The 16,573-nt window shown below is 73.9% G+C and carries 13 protein-coding genes (1 of these 13 cut by a window edge); 2 read left to right on the plus strand and 11 right to left on the minus strand.

What is annotated here, in order from left to right:
• A protein-coding gene (locus A8713_RS12215; protein WP_064533430.1) for a stage II sporulation protein M crosses the window boundary here: on the minus strand, positions 1 to 148 show its start. It extends 860 nt beyond the left edge of the window; the window shows 148 of its 1,008 coding nt (coding positions 1-148); its start codon is at positions 146 to 148; the stop codon falls past the left edge of the window.
• A 131-nt stretch (positions 149 to 279) separates the two neighbouring features.
• Here A8713_RS12215 and A8713_RS12220 point away from each other — a divergent pair, with 131 nt between their 5' ends.
• A complete protein-coding gene (locus A8713_RS12220; RefSeq protein ID WP_064537463.1) occupies positions 280 to 1,278 on the plus strand; it encodes an RDD family protein in 999 nt (332 codons plus the stop codon).
• A 16-nt stretch (positions 1,279 to 1,294) separates the two neighbouring features.
• Here the strand turns inward: A8713_RS12220 and A8713_RS12225 are convergent, their stop codons facing one another.
• The 8 genes from A8713_RS12225 to A8713_RS12260 all read right to left on the minus strand — a co-directional run bounded on the left by A8713_RS12225 (position 1,295) and on the right by A8713_RS12260 (position 10,203).
• The gene (locus A8713_RS12225) at positions 1,295 to 1,912 is read right to left on the minus strand and encodes a hypothetical protein (RefSeq protein WP_064533431.1); all 618 of its coding nucleotides are present in this window, start codon (positions 1,910 to 1,912) and stop codon (positions 1,295 to 1,297) included.
• Between the two features lie 165 nt (positions 1,913 to 2,077).
• Complete coding sequence (gene ahcY, locus A8713_RS12230; protein ID WP_064533432.1) at positions 2,078 to 3,535, minus strand: adenosylhomocysteinase; 1,458 nt, start codon at positions 3,533 to 3,535, stop codon at positions 2,078 to 2,080.
• A gap of 259 nt (positions 3,536 to 3,794) precedes the next feature.
• A complete protein-coding gene (locus A8713_RS12240; protein ID WP_064533433.1) occupies positions 3,795 to 4,775 on the minus strand; it encodes a cation diffusion facilitator family transporter in 981 nt (326 codons plus the stop codon).
• 228 nt (positions 4,776 to 5,003) lie between these two features.
• On the minus strand, positions 5,004 to 6,155 hold the full coding sequence (manA, locus tag A8713_RS12245; RefSeq protein WP_064533434.1) for a mannose-6-phosphate isomerase, class I: 1,152 nt from the start codon (positions 6,153 to 6,155) through the stop codon (positions 5,004 to 5,006).
• Between the two features lie 152 nt (positions 6,156 to 6,307).
• Positions 6,308 to 7,435 carry an SIS domain-containing protein gene (locus tag A8713_RS12250; protein ID WP_064533435.1) on the minus strand — a complete coding sequence of 376 codons (1,128 nt, stop codon included), beginning with the start codon at positions 7,433 to 7,435 and terminating at the stop codon, positions 6,308 to 6,310.
• A 513-nt stretch (positions 7,436 to 7,948) separates the two neighbouring features.
• Positions 7,949 to 8,119, minus strand: coding sequence for a Trm112 family protein (locus tag A8713_RS32150; RefSeq protein ID WP_018567001.1), 171 nt, complete (start codon positions 8,117 to 8,119; stop codon positions 7,949 to 7,951).
• Positions 8,120 to 8,224: 105 nt separating this feature from the next.
• The gene (locus tag A8713_RS12255) at positions 8,225 to 9,589 is read right to left on the minus strand and encodes a phosphomannomutase/phosphoglucomutase (protein WP_064537464.1); all 1,365 of its coding nucleotides are present in this window, start codon (positions 9,587 to 9,589) and stop codon (positions 8,225 to 8,227) included.
• 191 nt (positions 9,590 to 9,780) lie between these two features.
• Positions 9,781 to 10,203, minus strand: coding sequence for a DUF3499 domain-containing protein (locus A8713_RS12260; RefSeq protein ID WP_026252400.1), 423 nt, complete (start codon positions 10,201 to 10,203; stop codon positions 9,781 to 9,783).
• Between the two features lie 339 nt (positions 10,204 to 10,542).
• On the opposite strand from A8713_RS12260, the gene A8713_RS12265 reads away from it, so the two are divergent.
• On the plus strand, positions 10,543 to 10,992 hold the full coding sequence (locus A8713_RS12265; RefSeq protein ID WP_079158924.1) for a metallopeptidase family protein: 450 nt from the start codon (positions 10,543 to 10,545) through the stop codon (positions 10,990 to 10,992).
• A 162-nt stretch (positions 10,993 to 11,154) separates the two neighbouring features.
• On the opposite strand, the gene A8713_RS12270 is transcribed toward A8713_RS12265, so the two are convergent.
• Positions 11,155 to 12,693: a DUF5719 family protein gene (locus tag A8713_RS12270; protein WP_064533437.1), complete on the minus strand. Its 1,539-nt coding sequence runs from the start codon at positions 12,691 to 12,693 to the stop codon at positions 11,155 to 11,157.
• The gene (locus tag A8713_RS12275) at positions 12,690 to 16,496 is read right to left on the minus strand and encodes a glycosyltransferase family 2 protein (RefSeq protein WP_079158925.1); all 3,807 of its coding nucleotides are present in this window, start codon (positions 16,494 to 16,496) and stop codon (positions 12,690 to 12,692) included. The genes A8713_RS12270 and A8713_RS12275 overlap by 4 nt, the downstream gene beginning before the upstream one ends.
• Positions 16,497 to 16,573 lie beyond the last annotated feature (77 nt).

A 16,573-nucleotide genomic window follows, 5' to 3' on the forward strand; every position in this document is an offset into this window, starting at 1 on the left:
GGATGAGCGACAGGTGGGTGGCGGCACGCTGGTAGAGGACGATCAGCTCGTCGGCCTCCGCGCCGGTGAGGCGGCGTCGGCGGGCGAGCAGCGCTTCGAGACGGTCCCACTCGGGTCGGTGGGCGGAGACGAAGACGTCCAGGTCCATCGTGTCTGCCTGCTCCTCGGCTGGTTGGTCGGCGGTCCGTCGGATGTGTCTGCTTGTCCTACTGCGACGCGACGGCCCTCAGCTTGGCAGACTGGCGGTTCTCGGGGCAGGCCAGGGAAGGGCGGCAGAGCGTGAGTGAGCTGGTGACGGGTGAGGCGGTGGCGCTGGAGCTGCGCCCCGCGAGGCTGCCCAGCAGGGCGCTGGCCGTGCTGCTCGACCTCGCCGTGACCGTGGCCGCCTACCTCCTGGTGAGCGTGGGGCTGCTGGTCGCCACGGCCTCGCTGGACGAGGCGGCGCAGGTCGCGCTGTCGATCGCGGCCTTCCTGCTGGTGCTGGTGGGCGGTCCGATCGCAGTGGAGACGCTCAGCCACGGGCGGTCCCTCGGGAAGCTGGCGTGCGGGCTGCGTGTCGTCCGGGACGACGGCGGGCCGATCAGGTTCCGGCACGCGCTGGTGCGCGGCGCGATCGGTGTGGTGGAGATCCTGATGACCTTCGGGATCGTCGCCTGCATCGCCTCGCTGGTGTCGGCGCGGGGTCGGCGGCTGGGCGATGTGTTCGCGGGGACCCTGGTGGTGCGGGAGCGGACGGCTGCCGGCCGGATGTCCGTCGTGCCACCACCGCCGCCCTGGCTGGCCGGGCGGTTCTCGGCCCTCGATCTGTCGGCGGTGCCCGACGGGCTGTGGCTGGCCGTGCGGCAGTACCTGACGCGGATGCAGCAGCTTGACCCGCAGGCCGGCCGGGACCTCGCGCAGCGGCTCGCCGCCGATCTCTCCGCGTTCACCGGTGTTCCCGTACCGCCCGGGGTGCCTCCGGCGATGTACCTGGCCGCGGTGTTGCAGGAGCGGCAGGTGCGGGAGGCGCGACGGGCGTTCCGGCACTCTCCCGTCGGGGGTGGACCGGAGGCGGCTCGTGCCTTCGCCGCGCCGGAGACGCTGCCCGCGTCGTCCCCGGCCCCGTCTCCTTCTCCGTTCTCCCCGCCTTCCCCGCCCGCTTCTCCCGCTTCGCCCGCTTCTCCTGCTTCTCCTGCCTTCTCGCCGTCTCCGGCCCCGTCGTCTCCGTCTCCGGCGCCTTCCGACGCGGCGGACGTGGAGACGCGGCGGCCGGCGACCGGGTTCGTGCCGCCTGCCTAGGGCCGGTCCGTGCCGCTCAGGTCTCGAAGGCGGACGGCGGTGAGCTGAGGTCCTCGAGCTCGATGCCGGGGGCCGCCAGGACGACGTCGCCGGAGAGGTGAACGGTGTGCCGTTCACCGGTGTCCAGGGCTGTGACCTGGTACTCGTCCACGGTCAGGGGGCCGTTGTCAGTGGGGTGTGCTTCTCTCTTCACCAGGGCCCAGGACTGGTCCACGGTGCGGGGGGCGAGGACCGGATCCGTGAAGGTGACGAGGCGTACGCGGGTGGCGGAGGCCGAGGGGGTGAGGCGCAGGAGACGAGCGGTGGCGACGAGGAACGCGGGGGACGTGCCGGTGAAGGCGTGGGCGCGCACATTGCCTTCGGTGGCGTGGGTCCCGGTGGGGTCGGTGCGGACCCAGGTGACGCCGTCGAGGGCGGCACCGCGCACCTGCCAGCCACCCGCGTGGAGTTCGAGGCGGATGGGGCGGCCGAGTTCGTCGAGGGCGAGGTCGACGGAGCCGCGGTGATCGCCCGAGGGGGCGGTGACCTGGGAGACGTAGCGCCAGCCCGAGGGGCCGGGGGCGCACTGGAAGTGTTCTTCGGCGAAGGGGGTGTGATCGTGCGGATCGTGGAGCGAATAGGTGCCGCGGGGCATGGGGTTCCTGGGGCTTGACGGGCCGGTCCGGTCAACGGGGCAGGCCCCCGGCACGGGGGTGCGGGGGCCTGTCCCGGAGGACCGGGGAACCGGAGCGCCGGGCGGGGCCGCGGGTGCGGCTCGCTCGCCCGGTGCCCGGGATCGGTCAGTGGTGCCTGCGGTCGGTCAGTAGCGGTAGTGGTCCGCCTTGTACGGGCCGTCCACGTCCACGCCGATGTACGCGGCCTGCTCGGGGCGGAGCCGGGTCAGCTTCACGCCGAGCGCGTCCAGGTGGAGGCGGGCGACCTTCTCGTCGAGGTGCTTGGGCAGCACGTAGACGCCGGTCGGGTACTCGTCGGGCTTGGTGAACAGCTCGATCTGGGCCAGGGTCTGGTCCGCGAAGGAGTTGGACATCACGAACGACGGGTGGCCGGTGGCGTTGCCCAGGTTCAGCAGGCGGCCCTCGGACAGCACGATGATGACCTTGCCGTCCGGGAAGGTCCACGTGTGGACCTGCGGCTTGACCTCGTCCTTGACGATGCCGGGGATCTTGGCGAGGCCGGCCATGTCGATCTCGTTGTCGAAGTGGCCGATGTTGCCGACGATGGCCTGGTGCTTCATCCTCGCCATGTCCGAGGCGAGGATGATGTCCTTGTTGCCGGTGGTGGTGACGAAGATGTCGGCGGTCTCGACGACGTCGTCCAGGGTGGTGACCTGGTAGCCGTCCATCGCGGCCTGGAGGGCGCAGATCGGGTCGACCTCGGTGACGATCACCCGGGCGCCCTGGCCGCGCAGGGACTCCGCGCAGCCCTTGCCCACGTCGCCGTAGCCGCAGACGACGGCGGTCTTGCCGCCGATCAGGACGTCGGTGGCGCGGTTGATGCCGTCGACCAGGGAGTGCCGGCAGCCGTACTTGTTGTCGAACTTCGACTTCGTCACCGCGTCGTTGACGTTGATCGCGGGGAAGAGGAGGGTGCCGTCGCGCTGCATCTCGTACAGCCGGTGCACGCCGGTGGTGGTCTCCTCCGTGACGCCGCGGATCTCGGAGGCCAGCTGGGTCCACTTCTGGGGGTTCTCGCCCAGGGTGCGGGTCAGCAGCTGGAGGATGACGCGGTGCTCGTCGGACTCGGCGGTGTCGACCGAGGGGACCTTGCCGTCCTTCTCGTACTCGACGCCCTGGTGGACGAGGAGGGTGGCGTCGCCGCCGTCGTCCAGGATCATGTTCGGGCCGCCGGTGGGGGTGTCCGGCCAGGTCAGGGCCTGCTCGGTGCACCACCAATACTCTTCGAGGCTCTCGCCCTTCCAGGCGAAGACCGGGATGCCCTGGGGGTTCTCGGGGGTGCCGTTCGGGCCGACCGCGATGGCGGCGGCGGCGTGGTCCTGGGTGGAGAAGATGTTGCAGGACGCCCAGCGGACGCGGGCGCCGAGGGCGACCAGGGTCTCGATGAGGACGGCGGTCTGGACGGTCATGTGCAGGGAGCCGGTGACGCGGGCGCCCGCGAGCGGCTGCTGCTCCGCGTACTCCTTGCGGATCGCCATCAGGCCCGGCATCTCGTGCTCGGCGAGGGTGATCTCCTTGCGGCCGAACTCGGCCAGGGACAGGTCGGCGACCTTGAAGTCCTGCCGGTTGTCGACAGTCGTCATTACGGGCTGCTCCTCGGGATCGGGTCGAGGTGGGTACGGCTGACCTGCGCGGCGGCGGGCACGAAGGCGCCCCTCAGGACACAGGCATGCCTGCCCGCGTGCGCGCAGCGCAGTCCGTCGGAGGCCCTCTCTCCCTCGGTCGGCCCGCTCCGGGGCCGCCCGACCGCCATCAGCAGCGACGTCTGGCTCTGACCCAAGCTACACCGCGGTACCCGGCGGCCCCCAGTCCGCCTCCGGCCGGATCCGGCCGTCCGGGGCGTCAGTGGCCGGAGGCGTGCGGGTTCGGTCCGCCCGGGGTGGCCTCCGGGTCCGCGCCCCTGGCGGCCTCGGCCTCGCTGTAGACGTCGGGTTCGAGGTAGATGACGCGGGCGATGGGGACGGCGGCGCGGATGCGGGACTCGGCGGCGTCGATGGCGGCGGCGACCTCGGTGGCCGTGTCGTCGTGCCGGACCGCGATCTTGGCGGCGACGAGCAGTTCCTCGGGACCGAGGTGGAGGGTGCGCATGTGGATGATGCCGGTGACGGTGTCGCCGTCGACCGTGGCGTCCTTGATCTGCTCGACCACGTCGGTACCGGCGGCCTCGCCGAGCAGCAGCGACTTGGTCTCGGCGGCCAGCACGAAGGCGATCAGGACGAGCAGCACACCGATGCAGACGGTGCCGATGCCGTCCCAGACGCCGTTGCCGGTGAGCAGCGCGAGGCCGACGCCGCCGAGGGCGAGGACGAGGCCGATCAGGGCGCCGAAGTCCTCCAGCAGGACCACGGGCAGCTCGGGTGCCTTGGCGCGGCGGATGAACTGCGGCCAGGAGAGCTTGCCGCGCAGCTCGTTGGACTCCTTGATGGCGGTGCGGAAGGAGTAGCCCTCGGCGCAGATCGCGAAGGCGAGGACGGCCACCGGCCAGTACCAGTTCTCCAGTTCGTGCGGGTGGCTGATCTTCTCGTAGCCCTCGTAGATCGCGAACATGCCGCCGATGGAGAACAGCACGATGGAGACCAGGAAGGCGTAGACGTAGCGCTCGCGGCCGTAGCCGAACGGGTGCTGCTCGGTCGCCTCGCGCTGGGCCTTCTTGCCGCCGACCAGCAGCAGGAACTGGTTGCCGGAGTCGGCCACCGAGTGCACGCCCTCGGCGAGCATCGACGAGGAGCCGCTGAAGGCGAACGCCACGAACTTCGATACCGCGATCGCGAGGTTGGCGCCGAGTGCCGCCACGATCGCCCTGGTGCCGCCTGACGCGCTCATCTGTCCGCGTTGTCCCTTCGCCTTCGTGCTGCCGGTGGGTCATTGTTGCAGCCCCGTCCGGCGGCGGTGCGCCGGATCCGCAGGGCGGGCAGGTGGCGGTGCGCCGGATCCGCAGGGCGGGCAGGTACGGCGAACCACGGCGGGCAGATACGGCGAACCGGTGCGGTGCACGGGCCGCCGCGGACAGGACGGGTCCGCGGCGGCCGGCGGACGGTCGGGGCGCGGGCGTCAGACGACGACCGTGGCGCGGAAGAGCGTGCCGGCGCCGGACACCTCGGCCTTCTCGCCCGCGGGGACGAACACCGACTGCCCCGGCGTCAGCTCCTCCTCGCCCGCCCGTACCGAACCGGCCGTGCAGAGCAGGATCTGCGGGGTGGCCAGGGTGAGGTCGTGGGCCGGGGCGCCCTCCGGGAGGACGTAGCGGGAGAGGCGGAACTCGTCGATGGGCGTCTCGTAGACCTCCTCGCCGTCCGGGGCGGCCTCGGGGCGCAGCACACCGGGGTCGGCCGCCTCGAAGCGGACGATGCGCAGGAGTTCGGGGACGTCGACGTGCTTGGGGGTCAGGCCGCAGCGCAGGACGTTGTCGGAGTTGGCCATGATCTCCACGCCCAGGCCGTTCAGATAGGCGTGCGGGATGCCGGCGCCGAGGAACAGGGCCTCGCCGGGCTGGAGCCGGACGTGGTTGAGGAGCATGGCGGCCAGGACACCGGGGTCGCCCGGGTAGTGGTGGGCGATGCCGGCGTACGGGGCGTGGTCGCCGCCGAGGCGGGCGCAGGCGGTGGCGGCCTCGCCGACCGTGCGGGCCATCTCCTCGGGGTCGGCGGTGAGGATCGCGGTCAGCACCTCGCGCAGGGCCGCCTCCTCGGGGCGGGCGCGCAGCAGGTCGACGTAGGGCTCGAGGGAGTCCACGTCGAGGGCGGCGAGCAGCGCGGCGGCCTCGGCGGGTGCGCGGAAGCCGCACAGGCCGTCGAACTCGGTGAGCGCGCAGATCAGTTCGGGCTTGTGGTTGGCGTCCTTGTAGTTGCGCTGCGGGGCGTCGGCCGGGACGCCGCGGCGCTCCTCGTCGGCGTAACCCTCCCGGGCCTGGTCCAGGTCGGGGTGGACCTGGAGGGAGAGGGGGGCTCCGGCGGCGAGGAGTTTGAGCAGGAAGGGCAGGCGTGGGCCGAACCTGGCGACCGCCTCGGCGCCCAGTTCCCGCTCCGGGTCGGCGTCGATGACCGCGGAGAGGGTGCCGCGTCCGGTGCGCGAGGGGGCGCCGGGGTGGGCGCCCATCCACATCTCCGCCTGCGGTTCGCCGCTCGGTTCCACGCCCAGGAGGTGCGGGATGGCGGTGGTGGAACCCCAGGCGTAGGGGCGGATGGTGTTGTCGAGGCGGTCCATGTGTCTCTCTGTGATTCTCTCTGCGATGCGGCACCCGGCGGGCCGGCCGGGTGCGAGTGCCGGATGTACGGGTGTCCGGTGTGCGGGGGCCCGGTGTACAGGTCTCCGTGTACGGGCTCCGGTGTGCGGGTCTCCTGTGTGCGGGCGGCGGTTCAGGTTCTGGAGACGAGCGACAGGTAGACGGCGGCGAAGTCGGTGACGGCGATGAGTTCCGCGAGGGTCTCGATCTCGCCGCCGGGCTCCGGTTCCAGCTCGCTGATCGGCGTGTCGTGGCTGAGGGCCAGGTCACGGGCGGCGGGCGCGGCGGTGAGGCCGCCGAGCGGACGGTCGCGCAGCAGCACCACGCGCGCGTGCAGCGCGGGTGGTTCGTCGACGCGGTCGCGGAAGAAGTCGTCCGGGTCGGCGCTGGCGGCCAGCGGACCGGCGAGCAGGGCGCTGTGTTCGGCGAGTGCCTCGGGCAGTTCGGCGACGACGGCGGGGATGCCGGACAGCTCGGCGAGCCCGGCGGCGAACCGGCGGCCGGCCGGACCGGCCGCGACGCCCTCGGTCCAGATCACCGGGAGGGCGTCGGCCAGTTCGGCGGCGAGGGTCTTGGCCGGGTTGCTGTAGGTGGCGATGGCGGGGCCGCAGCGTTCGGCGATCTGGTCGAGCCGGTCGGCGGCGGCCTCCAGGGCGTCGGGCGGCGCGGTGAGCAGGCCGACACGGTCCAGCAGCGCGAGCAGCGGGGTGAGCAGCGCCCACAGCACGCCGGGCGCGGATCCGGCGAGGGGTTCGTCGTGGTCGTAGGGGGCGGTCGCCATGGGGATGAACAGGCCGTGGGCGCCTGCCACGGACTCGGCGAGCGGGGTGCCCACCGGGGCGACGGCGACGACCGTGCAGCCGCGCCGGTACGCCTGTTCGGCGAGCGTGGACAGGCTCGGCTCGGTGCCGTCGGGAGTGGCGATCAGCAGGAGGTCCACGGAGCCGGCCCAGCCGGGCAGTTCCCAGCGCAGGGCGCCGGAGGCGCTGGCGACGCCGGTGGGGGCCAGCCGGGTGACGGGGCTGCCGGCGCCGGCGAGGGTGCCGAGCAGGTCGGCGGCGTGGGTGGCGGCGGCGCCCGGTCCGGCGATCAGGACGGCGCGGGGGCGGCCGTCCGGTCGGAGGTCGCCCACGCCGGCCTCCGCGGCGTGCCGGGCGGCGGTGCGGACACGGGCTCCGGCCTCGGCCGCGCCGCGGAGCAGTCCGCGGTGGTCGGCGTCGGCGAGCGCCTCGGGGGCGTCGAGCAGCGTTTCGTCGATCATGTGCGGCAGCCTCCGATCGGTGCCGGTCGCCGGGCACCGGGGCGTCTGGACGGCGGGGGGGTCGGGACGGCGGGTCGTCGCGGCGGCGGGGCGGGCGGCGCGGGGGCGGCGTGACCTGAGGACGGCGGGACGGCGGGGCGGCGGACGGTGCGGCGCCGTCGTCCCGTGTCCGGGCCGCGTTCCCGTCCGGGTGGGCCGGAACACCGTCTGGGTGGGCCGGATCTCCGACCGGTGGGTCGGACCTCGTCCGGGCGGGTCGGACCTCCGGGCCCGTGGACCGTCCGTCCGGGGTTGCCGGACCGCGCAGGGGTCGTACGGCCGGGCGGTGGGCGAACGCCTGCCGGTTCCGTCGGTCCCGGGCCGGGCGGCCCTCGGGTCCGCCTCCGCCCTCGGTCCGCCCCGGTGCTCGGTCCGCGCCGGTGCTCAGGCCCGCCGGCTCCGGGACCGGTCGGTCCCCGGGGCGCCGGACTCCTCGGGGTGCCCGGTCGCGGCTGCCCGGTGCCGTGGCGGCGGTCAGGCCGGGCGGCGGGCCTCGTCCACCAGCAGGACGGGGATGCCGTCGCGGACCGGGTAGGCCAGACCGCAGTCCTCACCGGTGCAGATCAGCTCGGTGTCCTGCTCCTTGAGGGGGGCGTGGCAGGCCGGGCAGGCCAGGATCTCCAGGAGACCGGCTTCGAGCGGCATGGGTGTTCCCTTCGGGACGCGGGGTGCGTATGGGGTTGTACGGACGTGCCTGGTCAGCGTACCGCCGGTCGGGGGGCCGGCGGCGGGGTCCGCCGGGGCGGCCGCTCAGCCCCTGATGATCTCCAGGACCTCGTCGCGGATCTTGGCCATCGTGGCCTCGTCGCGTGCCTCCGCGTTCAGCCGCAGCAGCGGTTCGGTGTTGGAGGGGCGGACGTTGAACCACCAGTCGGCGGCGCTGACCGTGAGGCCGTCGAGTTCGTCGAGGGTGACGTCGTCGCGGCCCGCGTAGGCGGACCGGAGCGCGGCGAGGCGGGCGGCCTGGTCGGCCACGGTGGAGTTGATCTCTCCGGAGCCCGCGTAGCGGTCGTAGCGGGCGACCAGGGCGGACAGCGGCTTGTCCTGGCCGCCGAGCGCCGCGAGGACGTGCAGGGCCGCCAGCATGCCCGTGTCGGCGTTCCAGAAGTCCTTGAAGTAGTAGTGCGCGGAGTGCTCGCCCCCGAAGATCGCGCCGGTACGGGCCATCTCGGCCTTGATGAAGGAGTGGCCGACGCGGGTGCGGACGGGGGTGCCGCCGTTCTCCTTCACCACTTCGGGGACCGACCGGGAGGTGATCAGGTTGTGGATGATCGCGCCCCGGCCGCCGTTGCGGGCCAGTTCGCGGGCGGCGACCAGCGCGGTGACGGCCGAGGGCGGGACCGGGTCGCCGTGTTCGTCGACCACGAAGCAGCGGTCGGCGTCGCCGTCGAAGGCGAGGCCGAGGTCGGCGCCCTCGGCGCGGACCCGCCGCTGGAGGTCGACGAGGTTCGCCGGGTCGAGCGGGTTGGCCTCGTGGTGGGGGAAGGTGCCGTCCAGTTCGAAGTACATCGGGACGAGGTCGACGGGCAGGCCGGTCAGGACGGTGGGGACGGTGTGGCCGCCCATGCCGTTGCCCGCGTCGACGACGACCTTCAGCGGGCGGATGGAGCTGACGTCGACGAGGGAGCGCAGGTGGGCCGCGTAGTCCTCCAGCGTGTCCCGCTGGGTGATCACTCCGGGGCGGTCGGCCGGCTGCGGGGCGCCCGACTCGCTCCAGCGCTCGGCGAGTTCGCGGATCTCGGCGAGGCCGGTGTCCTGGCCGACGGGGGCCGCGCCCGCGCGGCACATCTTGATGCCGTTGTACCGGGCCGGGTTGTGCGAGGCCGTGAACATCGCGCCCGGCAGGCCCAACGCGCCCGAGGCGTAGTACAGCTGGTCCGTCGAGCAGAGCCCGATCTCGGTGACGTCGACGCCGCAGCGCACCGCGCCGCGGGCGAAGGCGCGGGCCAGGCCGGGCGAGGAGGGCCGCATGTCGTGCCCGGTCACCAGGGCGCTCGCCCCGGTCACCCGGGCGAAGGCCGCTCCGAACAGCTCGGCCAGCGACTCGTCCCACTGGTCCGGGACCACCCCGCGCACGTCGTACGCCTTGACGATCTGCGACAGATCAGCAGCCACGGCCAACCCTTCTGAAGTCCCTGTCGGTCCCCACAAACTACCCGTCCCGGGCGGCGCGGCCCGCGCATGAACCGGGTGCGGCACGAGTGCCGCCGGACACACCGACGGTATGGAACGCGCCGCGCGGTACGCGGGGAGGGCGACAGGGGCGGTGCGCGGATCCCCGACTGGGGCCGTGGTGAACGGTTTTGTCAGTTGTCCGGTGAGCGGAGGACCCGCAGATGGCCGCGGCGCGCGACCTCCATCGGGTCGGCTCCGCGGGCGCCGCCGCCGGCTTCGGCCGCGCGCTCCTGCGGACGGGCCGCCTCGCGCACGGCGTTGGCGAGCGCCTCCAGGTCGTCACCGCTGGGCCGGGCCGGAGCCGAGCCGTCGAGGAGCCGGACGACCTCCCAGCCGCGCGGGGCGGTGAGGCGCTCGGAGTGCTCGGCGCACAGGTCGTAGCAGTGCGGCTCGGCGTAGGTGGCGAGCGGGCCGAGGACGGCGGTCGAGTCGGCGTAGACGTACGTCAGCGTCGCTACGGCGGGACGGCCGCAAGCGGTGCGCGAACAGCGACGTACAGGGCTCACGACGTTGGACGGTACCGCACTCTTGAGCGGGCCGCGACGACTCTCCACCAGGTCACTCCACCGTGTCGTGCTGTGAAACACCCCACATGCTCCTTCAACAACACCTTACTGACCAGCGTTGACGGCATACGACGGGATCCCGAACACCCCTTGTTCCGGTCACAAGTAGGTACAAACACCGTCAATTGCCTTGAGATCGGCGGTCTCGGAGAGATACGCAATCGAGTCCGAGCTTGGCCGGATCCGGTGCCGGGTGACCGGTTGCCGTACGGACCGCGCGGGCGGGCGGCCGGAATCCGCGGCGGCGGGCGCGGCCGGACGGCACGGTGCCGGGACGGTGTCCGCAACGAGGCGGGCGGGGGTCGCGAGGACTACCCTTCACCAGTGATGGACAACCGTGTACCGCCCCGTGCCGCAGGCCCCGGGCCCCGCCGACGTGATCGCCACGGCCGGGGCATGCGCGGCCCGATCGCACCGCCCCAGGTGCCGCTCGCCGCGAGCCGCGCCGAGGTGTTCGCGGACCTGGTGCAGGACTCCGTGGAGCGCCTGGAGCGACGGTGGCCGCAACTGGCCGACATCGATTTCCTCGTGCTGGACGTGCCTCGGCCGGCCGGGCCCGGACAGTCCTGGAGCGACGAACCGGTGCCCCTCGGGGACGCCTTCCCCGCGGAGACCGGGAAGACGGCGCGGGTGGTGGTCTACCGGCGTCCGGTGGAGATCCGCAGCAAGGGCCGCGACGAACGGGCCGCCCTGGTGCACGAGATCGTGGTCGAGCAGGTGGCCGAACTGCTGGGCCTGACACCGGAGACGGTCGACCCGCGCTACGGCGAGGACTGACCGAACGGCACCGACCACACGGCACCGGCCGCACGGCATCGGCCGCGCCGCAGCGGATGTCAGCCGTGCGTGCGCGGCCGGTCGCGGAGCGCTGTCAGCGCTGCGGCGCCGCCGGCCGTGGAGCATCGCCAGTCGCGGGGCATCGCCAGTCGTGCGGTGCCGTCATTTCTGGAGCACCGACACGTCCTCGTCGGCCTGCGGCACCGACACCGTGCCTCGGTCGTCCGGCAGGGTCTGGACGGTGAAGCCGGGGACGCCCTCCTCCGTCGCCATGAGGGTGCGGGCCCCGTACACCGGGCCGCCGGACAGCCGCTCCACCGTCAGCGCGTAGCTCCCCTTCAGACCGGACGGCCGGGGCGGGTCGATGTCCTGGGTGGTGCCCGCCTTGATCGTGTACGTCTTCGACTGGGCCGTACCGCCCTCGCTGCCCGCCGACGCGGTGACTCTGACCTGGGCGGTCGCGGTGGGCGCGGTCAGCGACAGCGTCGAGCCCTTCGCGCTGTTGTCGGCCGAGGTGGCCCGGGCCCCGATCGGTCCGGACGCCGGGATGAACGCCGTCTCCTGCTTGCCGCCCTTGCCCCGGGTCACGCGTAGCGCGGCGACGACCGGCACGGCCGCCTGCCCCTGGCTGAGCACCAGCGAGCCCGCCTCGCCGCGGGTGAGGTCGCCCAGGTCGACGCCGGTCGTCATACCGCCCTTCAGGTGCACGGTCTCGTGTCCCGCGGGAGTGATCAGACCGGTCGGCGAGGCCAGTTGGACCTTCAGGTCGGTGTCGGCGTCGGCCGCGGTGAAGGCGATCAGCCGCACGGAGGTGGCGTCCTTGGGGATGCCGGGCAGCACCAGGGAGGACGCCGGATCCGCGGCGGCGGCCAGCCAGTCCCCGCCGACCTTCTCGTCGAGGGCCTGCACCGCCGCGCCGACCCGGCCGCTGCGCACGGTCACATGGACCGTGACGTCCTCCTGCCGGGTGTCGCCGAGCGTGGACAGCAGGACCGGCTCGCTGGAGCGCGGACCGACGGTGATGCCCTCCCCCACCTCCGACTTCACCGCGCCGTCCTTGCCGTACAGCTGGATGTCGACGACGGCGGCGGAGTCGTCGGGGTTGGTCAGGTGGACGTAGTCCGAGCGGCCGGCGGCGGTGCTCGCGCCGGGGAACCAGAACTCGGTGTCCGGGGCGGTGCAGTCCATGCCCAGCAGCCCGCGCCCGGCGCCCGCCGCGACCTCGGTGGTCTGCTGCATGGTCCAGCCGGGCGCGAACTTGCCCTCGGCGGTGCCGATCAGCGCGGGCGCGTCACCGCCGGAGGTGTCCCCGGTGACCGGCTTGCCCGGCTCCTTGGGCTGGAGGGCGGGCTTGTCGGCCTTCTTCTTGTCCTTGCTCTTGCCCTTGTCCTTGTCCTTGTCTTTGTCCTTGCCCGCCGAGTCGCCGGCGCCGCCGTCCGACTGCTGGACGGCGGAGCTGAGTTCGGCCTTGCCGTCGGCGCCGGTGCCCTTCGTCACGGGGGTGAAGGACGTGTAGGAGGTGTCGGCTATGTCCGAGTCACTCGGCGCCGGGCAGACCAGCGTGGTGCGCTCCACCGGCAGTTGGGCGGCGGCCCGCGCGGGAGCGGTGCCCGCCTCGGCGGGCCCTTCCAGCGCGGCGAACCCGGTGACGGCGGCGAGCGCGGCCGCACCGGCGATCAGGGACAGGGTCGTGCGGTTCACTGCTGGCTCCCGTCGGGGCGCTCACTGCCGTTGCCGTGCGGGTGGTGCTGGTGCTGGTGCTGCTGTGCCGGGTCGTACGGCTGGTCGCCGTACGGCTGCTCCTCGTACGGCTGCTGGTGGTACGTCTGGTCGTAACCGCCGGGGGCCGACTGGCCGCCGTAGGCGTACGGGTCGTACTGGCCGCTCTGGTACGGATCGGCCTGGCCGCCCTGGTACGTCTGGTCGTACCCGCCCGCCGCGTACTGCTGGGGCGGGGGCGCGGCCTGGTACTGCTGGTCGCCGTAGGCGCCGTAGTCGGTGGCCGCCGGGGCACCCGCGTAGGCGGTGGTGTCCCACTCGCCGTAGGACTGCTGCTGCGGTACGGCGGCCGGGGTGCCCTCCTCGGGCGCGGGCTCGGCGGCCGGGTCCTGCCCGGTCTCCTGGGCGCTCTCCTCGGCCTCGGCCTGGGCACGCAGCCGGCGGGCCCTGCGGCCCTCGCCGGTGACGGGCTGCGCGGGGACGGGCTGCTCCTCCTCGGGCAGGTCGTCGTCGACGTCACGACGCCGGCCGGGCAGGGCGAGCACCACCAGGACGACGGTGAGCAGGCCCTGCGCCCACAACCACGCGGTGCGGGTGAACGGGGCGTCGAAGGTGACGTCCAGCTTCCCGCCGGAAGCGGGGAGCTCGAAGCCCTGGGCCCAGCCGTCGACGGTGGTGCGGGTGAGCGGCTTGCCGTCCAGGGTGGCGCTCCAGCCCGCGGCGGCGGAGTCGGCCAGGCGCAGCACCCGGCCCTCGGCACCGGCCGGGACGGTGGTGTGGATCTCCACGGGACCGGCGGCGACGGGCTGGGCCGCGGCCGTGCCCGAACCGGTGGCGGCGGCGCCGCCCGGGGCAGCGGCGGGCACGATGGCGGCGCGCGAGACCTCCTGGTTCACCCGCCACAGGGCGCTGCCGTCCTGCTGGCTGAGCCGGGACAGGCCGGGGGTGGCGTCCAGGACGCGGGTGATCTCACGGGGCGCGCCCTTGTGCACGAGGACGTAGCGCACGGCGAAGCCGCCGAGCTGTCCGGCCTGGTCGGCGCCGGAGCCCGCGACCAGGTTGGCGACGACCTTGTCGAGCCTGCTGTTGCCGCTGCCGGCCGCGGCCAGTTCGGCGTCGCCCATGCGGACGCCGGAGCCGCGCACCAGCATGTAGCCGACATGCGCCGGGGAGTCGCTGTCGAGGACCAGGGTGCGGGCCTGGTCGCGGGTGCTGCTCTCCTCGGCGACGAACGCGGGCACCTGCACCGGGTCGCGCCGCTCCAGCGGGCCGTCGGCGCCGCGGATCATCCAGCCCGCGACGACGAGCAGCGGGCCGGCCGCGGCGGCGAAGGCGATCAGCGCGGCGACCGGCTGGCGCCAGCCGAAGCTCTGCTCGGCCACGCGCGCGCGTGCCCCGTCGGCGCCGAGCAGGGCGGCGGCCAGGAGGGCGAGGCCGTAGACGAGGGTCGCGGGTCCGGCCCAGGTGGAGTCGTTGGACAGGACGGCGAAGACGAGCGACACCAGGGCGACCGTCCAGGCGGCCCAGACGGCGGCCTGGCGCTGTGTGCGCAGCAGGGCGGCGAGCGCGGCCAGGACGATGCCGATGAGCATCAGTCCGTGCACCGTGCCGGGTCCGCCGGGGGCGGCGCCCAGCAGGTCAAGGGCGGAGGCCGCCGAGGGGCCGTACTCCAGGCCGGCCTCCTGGAAGAAGCCGGACGGCAGCAGCGTCAGCGACCAGGGGGCGAGCAGCAGCAGCGGGGTGAGGATCTGGGCCAGGAAGCGCAGCAGGCGCGCCACGAGGTCGCCGCGGCGCACGGCCAGCGGCACCAGGCCGAGGACCACCGCGAGGGGCCAGACGATGGGGGTGAAGGCGGTGGTGATCGTCAGCAGGAGGGCGTACGCCCAGGTGGCGCGCCAGCTGCCGCGCGTCCCCGCCGGGGCGGTGAGCCCGGTGGCGGCGATGCCCGCGCGGGCGATGAGCGGCAGCAGGACGGCGAGCACCGCGGTGCCGACGCGGCCGCCTGCCAGGGCACCGGTGGTGGCGGGCAGCACGGCGTAGACGACGGCTGCCCAGGCGCGCAGCAGCCGGGAGGGGATCAGGGGGCGGGAGGCGAAGTACGCGGTGAACCCGGCCAGCGGCACGGCGCCGACCAGCAGCACGGTGACGGCGAGTCCCGTGGAGCCGAGCAGCAGGGACGCGAGCAGCGCCACGACCGCCAGGTAGGGCGGCGCGGAGGAGGTGCCGCCGGCGCCGACCGGGTGCCAGGAGTCGAGGTAGCGCGCCCACAGGTCGCCGGAGTCGGCCGGAGCGGGCAGCAGCGCGCCGCCCGCGAGCGCACCGCCGCCGAGCAGGCCCCGGCAGGCGATCAGGGAGACGAGCAGCAGGACCAGGAAGAGCACCGGGCCGGGTTTGCGGGCGATGCGCTTGAGCCGGGCGAACTGCTCGATCTCCAGGAAGTCGGCGTCCTCGCCGCCGGGTCCCGACTCGATCGCGCCGCCGTGCCGTCCCGCGGAGGAGACCTCGGGGTCGGAGCCGCCGACGAGGTTGCCCGCGACCTGTTCGACGGTGGCGCGGACGGTGGCGCCGGGCGGCGGGAACAGGGCGCGCAGCTCCCCCTTGTCGATCTGCGGTGCGCCGCGCGCGCGTCGGCCCGCGATGATCCGCTCGGGGCGCAGCAGGGTGCCGGCCAGGCCGCGGATCTCGTCGAGGGCCTGTCCGGGGACCTTGCCGACGAGGTAGGCGAGGGTGCGCAGCAGGGTGCCGACGACGATGCGGACCAGGACCCAGGGCAGCGCGGCGGTACGGGTGTTGACGAGCAGGGTGTAGACGGCGCCGGCCTTGTCGACCTTGTGCGGGGAGGCCGCGGTGCGGCCCACGCAGTCGACGGTGCGGCGCTCACGGGAGGCTGCCTCGGCGTGTCGTACGACGGCGTCGGGGGCGACGAGGACGCGGTGTCCGGCCGTGTGGGCGCGCCAGCACAGGTCGACGTCGTCGCGCATCAGGGGCAGCCGGCGGTCGAACCCGCCGAGCTGTTCGAAGATGTCACGCCGGACCAGCATGCCCGCGGTGGACACCGACAGGACGGGCTGCACGTGGTCGTGCTGGCCCTGGTCCTGTTCGCGGCGGTCCAGACCGGTCCAGCGGCGGCCGGAGTTGGCGATGCTGACACCGACTTCGAGGAGTTGGCGCCGGTCGTACCAGCCGCGCAGCTTGGGGCCGACGACGGCGACGTCCTCGCGGCCGAGTTCGTACTCGTTGTCGACGACGCGCAACAGGTGGGCGAGGGCGTCCGGTTCGGGGGCGCAGTCGTCGTGCAGGAGCCACAGCCACTGCACAGGTTCGCCGTGCGGGAGGTCGGGCAGGTCGTAGGCGTCGTCGCGCCAGGTGCGCGTGACGGGGTCCCAGCCGCTGGGGCGCTTGAGGTAGGGCAGTTCGTCCGGGGTGAGGTGGGGGGCGGTGCGGACGGCCTCCTCGACGGCCTGGCCGAAGCCGGTGCGGCGGGCGAGGTGGAGCACCCGGTCGTCGCCGAGGGCCTCGCCGAGGACCTGGGCGGACGCGTCGGCGCTGCCGGTGTCGGCCGCGACCGCGTACTGGACGGGGCGTTCCTGGCCGAGCAGCCCGGCGAGCGCGTCGGGCAGCCAGCGGGCGCCGTCGTGGGAGACGAGCACGGCGGTCACGATGTGCCGCGGGTACTCGGGCGGGCGGTCGGGGTCGGACTGCGCCGGGGCGTATCGCGTGGCGCGCGGGGGGTCCGACGGCGCTGCGCCGTCGTGGTGGGCTGCCGTACGGCTGTGCACGGACATCGAGATACACGGCCCCGGTTCGATGGACTGCGGTGGACGCCCGTGCCTGCTGAGGGCGGCGGGCGTCTCGGACGAGC

The sequence above is a fragment of the Streptomyces sp. SAT1 genome, assembly GCF_001654495.1.
GTDB classification, from domain to species: Bacteria; Actinomycetota; Actinomycetes; order Streptomycetales; family Streptomycetaceae; genus Streptomyces; species Streptomyces andamanensis.